This is a genomic window from Enterobacter sp. 342, assembly GCF_036663495.1.
Taxonomy (GTDB): domain Bacteria; phylum Pseudomonadota; class Gammaproteobacteria; order Enterobacterales; family Enterobacteriaceae; genus Enterobacter.
In genome coordinates this window covers 1-3,568 of the sequence record NZ_JAWUEI010000085.1, presented here as the reverse complement: position 1 = coordinate 3,568, position 3,568 = coordinate 1, and the positions used below count along the sequence as shown (strand labels likewise).

4 protein-coding genes are annotated in these 3,568 nt (G+C 56.2%); 1 reads left to right on the top strand and 3 read right to left on the bottom strand.

The window, feature by feature from the left end; translation table 11 throughout:
• Positions 1 to 192, bottom strand: a 192-nt coding sequence (locus tag V6E55_RS25180) for a phage integrase N-terminal SAM-like domain-containing protein (protein WP_191027977.1), incomplete at its 3' end; no start/stop codon positions are given.
• Positions 193 to 368: 176 nt separating this feature from the next.
• Here V6E55_RS25180 and V6E55_RS25175 point away from each other — a divergent pair.
• The gene (locus V6E55_RS25175) at positions 369 to 923 is read left to right on the top strand and encodes an aminoglycoside N-acetyltransferase AAC(6')-Ib3 (RefSeq protein ID WP_032488579.1); all 555 of its coding nucleotides are present in this window, start codon (positions 369 to 371) and stop codon (positions 921 to 923) included.
• Between the two features lie 227 nt (positions 924 to 1,150).
• Here V6E55_RS25175 and istB read toward each other — a convergent pair whose 3' ends face one another.
• The gene (istB, locus tag V6E55_RS25170; RefSeq protein WP_012695455.1) at positions 1,151 to 1,891 is read right to left on the bottom strand and encodes an IS21-like element helper ATPase IstB; all 741 of its coding nucleotides are present in this window, start codon (positions 1,889 to 1,891) and stop codon (positions 1,151 to 1,153) included.
• Positions 1,878 to 3,386, bottom strand: coding sequence for an IS21-like element ISCfr8 family transposase (istA, locus tag V6E55_RS25165; RefSeq protein WP_077249983.1), 1,509 nt, complete (start codon positions 3,384 to 3,386; stop codon positions 1,878 to 1,880). Before istA ends, istB begins: the two co-directional genes overlap by 14 nt.
• Positions 3,387 to 3,568: the final 182 nt, after the last annotated feature.

Below are 3,568 nucleotides of genomic sequence, written 5' to 3'. Positions count from 1 at the left end.
AAATGCCTCGACTTCGCTGCTGCCCAAGGTTGCCGGGTGACGCACACCGTGGAAACGGATGAAGGCACGAACCCAGTTGACATAAGCCTGTTCGGTTGGTAAGCTGTAATGCAAGTAGCGTATGCGCTCACGCAACTGGTCCAGAACCTTGACCGAACGCAGCGGTGGTAACGGCGCAGTGGCGGTTTTCATGGCTTGTTATGACTGTTTTTTTGTACAGTCTATGCCTCGGGCATCCAAGCAGCAAGCGCGTTACGCCGTGGGTCGATGTTTGATGTTATGGAGCAGCAACGATGTTACGCAGCAACGATGTTACGCAGCAGGGCAGTCGCCCTAAAACAAAGTTAGGCATCACAAAGTACAGCATCGTGACCAACAGCAACGATTCCGTCACACTGCGCCTCATGACTGAGCATGACCTTGCGATGCTCTATGAGTGGCTAAATCGATCTCATATCGTCGAGTGGTGGGGCGGAGAAGAAGCACGCCCGACACTTGCTGACGTACAGGAACAGTACTTGCCAAGCGTTTTAGCGCAAGAGTCCGTCACTCCATACATTGCAATGCTGAATGGAGAGCCGATTGGGTATGCCCAGTCGTACGTTGCTCTTGGAAGCGGGGACGGATGGTGGGAAGAAGAAACCGATCCAGGAGTACGCGGAATAGACCAGTTACTGGCGAATGCATCACAACTGGGCAAAGGCTTGGGAACCAAGCTGGTTCGAGCTCTGGTTGAGTTGCTGTTCAATGATCCCGAGGTCACCAAGATCCAAACGGACCCGTCGCCGAGCAACTTGCGAGCGATCCGATGCTACGAGAAAGCGGGGTTTGAGAGGCAAGGTACCGTAACCACCCCAGATGGTCCAGCCGTGTACATGGTTCAAACACGCCAGGCATTCGAGCGAACACGCAGTGATGCCTAACCCTTCCATCGAGGGGGACGTCCAAGGGCTGGCGCCCTTGGCCGCCCCTCATGTCAAACGTTAGGCGTCATGCATGAACCACACCGTCCCCGCAGAGGTATCCGCTCAGGTGCGGATAGTCGTCGACGTCATAAAGTCACATTTGGAGCCTGTGCTTCTTGCCATTTGTCAATGGCCATTAATTTTGACCCACCTTTGGCCAATAAAATTGACCCACCCTTGCACGTTTAACCCGTTGTTTTCTGTTTCAGCCGATAGCTCTCTCCTCCCAGCATAAAGATGTGTGAGTGATGGATGATTCGGTCGATGATCGGTACTGCCACGTTGTCGTCGTGGAAGAACTCGCCCCAGCAGGTGAAGTCCTTGTTGGTGGTCAGGATGATAGACCGGTATTCGTACAGACTGTTGATCAGCTGGAACAGGTTGTAGCGGGCCTGCCGGGTCATGGGCAGGTAGCCCAGCTCATCGATGATCAAGAGGTCGACCTTGCTCAGCTGGCTGATTTTCTTTTTCAGCTCGCCCTTCATTTCTGCCAGCTCCAGTTCTTCCACCAACTCCAGCGCGGTGCGAAACAATACCCGGTATCCGGCCTCGACGGCCTTGTGGCCAATCCCGATGGCCAGGTGGGTCTTGCCCACGCCTGGCGGGCCGATGAAGATCACGTTGTTGCGCTCGTCGATGAACCGGAAGTCCAGCAGGCTGTTGATCTGGCGCTTGCTGATGGTGGTCTGGTGGCGATAGTCAAAGCCCTCCAGATGCTTGTGCGCAGGAAAGCCTGCCGTCTTGTAATTGCGCTGTACCCGGTTGGCCTGACGCTGCTGGAGTTCGTATTCAGCCAGTCGCTGTGCAAAGCTCAGGAACGACATTTCACTGGCTTCGGCCTCGGCCAGTAACTGGGCGAGCTCTGCGGCGATGGAGGTCATGCGCAGGCTACGGTACTGGGCGGCAGTCTGTTCAAGCATGCCCATGGGTCACCTCCTGGCCAGTCGAGCGGCCAAGCTGTCGGTATGCACTCAAGTCCAGCTCTGACGGAGCCTCTGGCACGGGCTCAGGCAGACGCTCACGCCGGCTGGCCAGCTGGGTGGCCACCAGATACGCTTCGATCTGTCGGGCGGTCAGGCCCGGCTTCTGGCTCAGGTTCAACAGCATGTCCCGTTCAACAGGTGCGTGCTTACTCAGCAGGTTGCGTACTGCGAACAGTTGATCCTTATAGACCTTGGGCAAGGATCTCCGCAACTGATCACACAAGGCCAGGCTGAGTGCCTCGTCGCCCACCAGTACTTGAATGTCCTGCTCCAGCTGCTGCCGGCGCTGGGCATGGTCACGGTAGTGGTGGGTGTTTTTGATAATCTGACCTTTGCCGCCCGCCAACGCATGCTGGGCAATCACTTCGCCAGTTTGTAGATCAATCACATGCAGCTGGCTGTCGTCTTCCAGCACACCGACACGGCTTTGCTGCCAGGCCATGGGCACAGAGTACTTGTTGGCCTTCCAGGAGATCAGTCCGGTCTTATCCGCCTTGCGGGTCTCACGGGCTTCAGATGTGACGCAAGAGGGTGACAGGTAGGGCTTGAGCAGAGCCTGTTCGTCACGTTCAAAACGCAGCTGAGGTGCCTCACCTGTGGTGCCGTGTGCCCGCACATTGGCGACCTTGTCCAGCCAGTGATGCACATGCTCGCGCAGGTGCTGCTCATCACGGAAGGTCTCGCCGTAAAAGCAGTCCTGCTTGACGTATTTGACGCCCGCTTCAACCTTGCCCTTGCTCTCGGGGTCATAGCCTTCGCAAGCATGGATACGAAAGCCGGCTGTGGTGGCGTACTGATGAAAACGCTCGTTGAGGGTCAGCTCCCGGTATTTCTCCTCAATCACCACCAGCTTGGTCTGGTCGTACACCAGCTCTTCAGGCATGCCGCCAAAGTAGCGCAGCGCTTCGTCATGCAGCTGGATGAACTGCCGGGTATCCAGCGGCTTAAACGACAGGCCCACATACATCAGCCGCGAGTACGCCAGCACAAACACAACAAAGTGCACCACTGTTTCCACGCCACCAATCAGCACGTTACGCAGCTCGCCCGGGTCAACCTGGCACTGCACACCCGGCACCTCATCAACCACCGGCTCGTAATATCGGTGCTGACCGGTTGCAACCTCTTCCTTCAGCGCGCTGACGTAACGACGAATACTGCGCTCGGAGGTCGGCAGCTCACCCAGTTTCTCCTTGAGCTTGCGGGCAATCTTGACTGCACTGAGCCCGGGAAAGCTGGCCAGCAAGCTGATCAGGTATCCCCGGTAGGTGTCGAGCTGTTTGCTGCGGACAGGGTTATCCAGCTTGCGGGCAGTGGTTGTTTCATCCTGACGCAGATACTTGCGCACGCTGTTGCGCGAGATGCCCAGCTCCCGGCTGATGGCCCGAATGGAAAGTCCTTTGCCATCGTCATGTAATGATTTTATTTTGTGTATCACGTTCCACCTCATCATCAGAACGGTTCCCGGCCTGCCAAAAGGCTGGGAACCCTATCTGCATTTCTGGCCGGTTGGCCACCTTGGGGTGGGTCAAAATTAATGGCCAGGGCACTGTTGCAAAGTTAGCGATGAGGCAGCCTTTTGTCTTATTCAAAGGCCTTACATTTCAAAAACTCTGCTTA

Coding starts and splice junctions, on each gene's coding strand:
- istB (WP_012695455.1), bottom strand. CDS start 1,891: ATGGGCATGCTTGAACAGACTGCCGCCCAGTACCGTAGCCTGCGCATG.